This window comes from Hominisplanchenecus murintestinalis, from assembly GCF_943193015.1.
Taxonomy (GTDB): Bacteria; Bacillota; Clostridia; order Lachnospirales; family Lachnospiraceae; genus Hominisplanchenecus_A; species Hominisplanchenecus_A murintestinalis.
Window position 1 is genome coordinate 1 of sequence record NZ_CALPCM010000087.1, and the last position, 4047, is coordinate 4047.

General features: G+C 44.0%; 3 protein-coding genes and 7 tRNA genes. All 10 read left to right on the forward strand.

Annotated elements, in window-relative coordinates:
• Positions 1-100: 100 nt before the first annotated feature.
• A tRNA-Asn gene (locus NFR99_RS14725) sits at positions 101-172 on the forward strand.
• Between the two features lie 319 nt (positions 173-491).
• Positions 492-563, forward strand: a tRNA-Glu gene (locus tag NFR99_RS14730).
• Between the two features lie 24 nt (positions 564-587).
• A tRNA-Thr gene (locus tag NFR99_RS14735) sits at positions 588-660 on the forward strand.
• 4 nt (positions 661-664) lie between these two features.
• Positions 665-738: transfer RNA gene (locus tag NFR99_RS14740), tRNA-Ile, on the forward strand.
• A 21-nt stretch (positions 739-759) separates the two neighbouring features.
• Positions 760-833, forward strand: a tRNA-Asp gene (locus NFR99_RS14745).
• A gap of 5 nt (positions 834-838) precedes the next feature.
• A tRNA-Val gene (locus NFR99_RS14750) sits at positions 839-911 on the forward strand.
• A 21-nt stretch (positions 912-932) separates the two neighbouring features.
• A tRNA-Leu gene (locus NFR99_RS14755) sits at positions 933-1018 on the forward strand.
• 78 nt (positions 1019-1096) lie between these two features.
• On the forward strand, positions 1097-1885 hold the full coding sequence (locus NFR99_RS14760) for an HAD family hydrolase (protein ID WP_135975946.1): 789 nt from the start codon (positions 1097-1099) through the stop codon (positions 1883-1885).
• Between the two features lie 343 nt (positions 1886-2228).
• Positions 2229-2726, forward strand: a complete 498-nt coding sequence (locus tag NFR99_RS14765; protein ID WP_120484409.1) for a PTS sugar transporter subunit IIA — start codon at positions 2229-2231, stop codon at positions 2724-2726.
• Positions 2727-2811: 85 nt separating this feature from the next.
• A partial coding sequence (locus NFR99_RS14770) for a PTS transporter subunit EIIC (protein ID WP_251354028.1) occupies positions 2812-4047 on the forward strand: 1236 nt, incomplete at its 3' end.

Consider the following 4047-nt stretch of genomic DNA (forward strand, 5'->3'; position numbering starts at 1 on the left):
GAAAAGAGATCAAGTCAGATGGTTTTCCGGTTGAAATGTCTTAAAGAATATGTTATACTGTATGTGGTTTTGAGGGTGCATACCCTTGGAAACAGAATAATCCTCGATAGCTCAATGGTAGAGCACTCGGCTGTTAACCGAGTTGTTGCAGGTTCGAGCCCCGCTCGGGGAGTAAGAAGAGTCCGTAAACATTTATGCTTACGGACTCTTTATAATATTTAAAATAGTTAGTCCAATGCGGAGTGTCTTTTAGATTTCTGACATATAGAGTAGTGGAGAGTGCATTTAAGAATCTGTACATGTGTAGTGGAATGTTTATGGCGCTTACTGTTTTCGAATACAACAGTGTGGCATTTGGAATCATAATTTCGGGAGTGAATTATTTAAATTAGTTTGATTGTATTTTTTTGTAAAAAATGCTTGCAAAATCGATAAAGGTATGATATGATAACATACGTCGCTGAGTTGAAAAACAAAATGCCATTTATAGCGGCTCCTTGGTCAAGCGGTTAAGACATCGCCCTTTCACGGCGGTAACACGGGTTCGATTCCCGTAGGAGTCATTTAAAAAGAGTTATTTGAATTAAGCCGATGTGGCTCAATTGGCAGAGCAGCTGATTTGTAATCAGCAGGTTATCGGTTCGAGTCCGATCATCGGCTTTTTGGACCTTTAGCTCAGTTGGTTAGAGCAACCGGCTCATAACCGGTCGGTCCTGGGTTCGAGTCCCCGAAGGTCCATTTAAAATTTATAGATAGTTTGGCCCAGTGGCTCAGTTGGTTAGAGCGTCGCCCTGTCACGGCGAAGGTCGTCGGTTCGAGTCCGATCTGGGTCGTCAATGGGATCTTAGCTCAGCTGGGAGAGCATCTGCCTTACAAGCAGAGGGTCATAGGTTCGAGCCCTATAGGTCCCATTTGCCAAGTATTTGGCGAATGCCGGCGTGGCGGAACTGGCAGACGCACAGGACTTAAAATCCTGCGGGACTAATCTCCCGTACCGGTTCGATTCCGGTCGCCGGCATTATAATAAGGCTGAATCCAAGGGATTTGGCTTTTTTATTTTGTGTGGTGGAATTAGTTTGAAGAATGAGGTGAAAGTATGGGAAAGAAAAAAGCAGTATTTTTTGATATTGACGGCACGATATGGAATGACAAGAACGAGATTCCAGAGAGTACAGTGCGGGCAATTAAGATGCTGCGGGGAAACGGAAACCTAGCTTTCTTGTGCAGTGGACGCAGTAGGGCATATATTCGAAACCCAAAGCTTTTTGAGATTGGATTTGACGGTGTGGTGTCGGGATGCGGGACGATGGTTGAATATGGCGGGAAAACAGTTTTTTATAAACGTCTGGAAAATGAGTTGGTAGAGCGTACGATTTTGACTGTTCGGCGTTATGGCTGTCGTCCGATTTTGGAAGGCAGAGAATACCTCTATATGGATAATGATGAATTTGAGGATGATTATTTTGGGCAGAAGCTTCGGGCCGAATTGGGAAAGCATCTGCTCACTATTGCAGGAGAGTGGGGAAAGTGGGAGATTTCAAAGTTATCCTGTGCTACTGAAAATGCGGATAGAGTGGCTTGTTTTGAGGACCTGAAAGAGGATTATGACTTTATGGTACATAATTCGTCGGTGGTAGAGTTTGTTCCGAAAGGATATCATAAAGGTACTGGAATTGTTAAGATATGTGAGCTTCTCGGAATTGAAATTTCAGAGACAGTTGCCTTTGGCGACAGTGCGAATGATTTGGGAATGCTGTGTACGGCCGGAGTAGGTATTGCTATGGGGAATGGTTCAGATGTGGCAAAGACGGCTGCAGATTATGTGACTACATCTATGGAGGAGGACGGTATTTGGAACGGTTGTCGGCATTTAAAGTTGATTTAAGGCTTAGGATGCAGCCTCTGCTATTTAGTACCATATGGAAGTGAAATTGCAATAATGGGCGCTTTATTAAAAATGTATAAAAAGTGTAAAAGAAATAAGTTGACTTTGGTCAAAATTATTGTTATTATAGAGAAGTACTAGGAGTGAGGATGCGAGGTGCCAGAAAGAAAGACTCAACCAAATTTTATAAAATAAGGAGTATTTTATTTTATGAAGTTTGGCTTTTTTGTTAGATAGCAGAATATACTGCGGGTGCTTATCATACGCTTATTTTAACAGATGAAAGCAGTGTCGGTGTGCGCGTATCACTCAGTGAAGAACAATAATATGGGAGGCGATTGAAATGTTTAAGTCGTTGAAAGGAATGTTTGGAGGAAAGAGCGAAGAAGTATATACTCTGGTATCTCCGGCAAAGGGAAAAGCAGTGCCGCTGTCAGAAGTGAATGACCCGACGTTTGCGGACGGTCTGCTGGGAAAAGGTGCGGCGGTGGTTCCGGCGGAAGGCAAAATACATGCTCCGGCAGATGGGACCGTGGAGATGATGTTTGAGACGAAGCATGCAGTCAGCCTGAAAACTGAGTATGGTACAGAGATTCTGGTGCATGTGGGTCTGGATACTGTAAACCTGAAAGGTAAATACTATGAGGCTCATGTACAGGCGGGGGACGCAGTGAAGGCAGGAGATTTGCTTATTAGCTTTGACATTGACCAGATAAAAGCTGAGGGATATGATGTAGTTACCCCGGTTTTGGTATGTAACACAGACGATTACGCATCTGTAGATGCTGTCACGGGAAATGATGTAGAGCCTGGTGATACAATTATTAAGATTACAAAATAATACTTTAAGCAGTATTTTATGGCCTGAGCGGTTACAGGTCTTAAAATAGAAAAAAGGGATTAAGAAAAGGAAAGGAGAAATATTTATGAAGTATTTTCAGAAACTTGGTAAAGCTTTAATGCTTCCAGTGGCAACCCTGCCGATTTGTGGTATTCTGATGGGTATCGGATACTGGCTGTGTCCTTCCACAATGCAGGGTGGTGAAGTTGTTGGTCTGCTGCAGACTATCGGTTTCCTTCTTGTGAAGGCCGGCAGCGCTTTGATTGACAACATGGCAATTCTGTTTGCTATAGGTGTAGGTCTCGGTATGTCTGATGACAGTGATGGTGTTGGTGGTCTGGCAGGTATGGTTTCATACCTGATGATGACAACACTGCTGAATCCGGGAGTTGTTGGAACTATCATGACTCTGGAAGAAGGCACAGAGAAGTACATCGCTTTCTCTAAAGTTGGCGGAAACCAGTTCATCGGTATTCTGGCAGGTGTTATCGGATCTACATGCTTCAATAAGTTTAAAGCTGCAAAGCTTCCGGATTGGCTGGCATTCTTCAGCGGCAAGCGCTGTGTAGCGATTGTTACTGGTGTAGTTTCCATTCTTGTATCTGTTGTTATGCTTTTTGTATGGCCGATTATCTTCAGCGGACTTGTTGCAATTGGAAATGCAGTTCAGCAGATGGGTATCGTTGGCGTTGGTGTTTATACATTCCTGAACCGTCTGTTGATTCCGATTGGTATGCACCATGCACTGAACAACGTATTCTGGTTTGATACCATTGGTCTTGGTGATCTGTCCCACTTCTGGGCAGGCGAAACATCTGCAGATGTTACATGGAGCCTTGGTATGTACATGGCTGGTTTCTTCCCGAGCATGATGTTCGGTATCCCGGGTGCAGCACTTGCTATGGTTCACTGTGCAAAGGATAACAAGAAGAAAGTAGCAATCGGTCTGGTAGCTTCCGCAGCAATCTGTGCATTCATCTGCGGTGTTACAGAGCCGTTCGAGTTTGGATTTATGTTCCTTGCTCCTGTTCTGTACGTTATCTATTCTGTATTGTATGCTGTATTTGCTATGATTACCGTAGCACTTGGCTTCCGTGCAGGATTCAGCTTCTCCGCCGGAGCTACAGACCTGCTGTTCTCAGCATCCCTGCCGGCAGCAGCAAAGACATGGGTAATTATCCCGATGGGTATCGCAGCATTTGTAGTATTTTACGTAGTATTCCGTTTCGCTATCACGAAGTTCAACCTTAAGACTCCGGGTAGAGAGGATGATGACGAAGATGAAACAAAGGTAGTACTGAGCAATAACAACTTTACCGAA

What these genes read in the sequence shown, in the direction of transcription:
- NFR99_RS14760 (WP_135975946.1), top strand. Translation starts at nt 1,097, where the DNA reads ATGGGAAAGAAAAAAGCAGTATTTTTTGATATTGACGGCACGATATGG.
- NFR99_RS14765 (WP_120484409.1), top strand. Translation starts at nt 2,229, where the DNA reads ATGTTTAAGTCGTTGAAAGGAATGTTTGGAGGAAAGAGCGAAGAAGTA.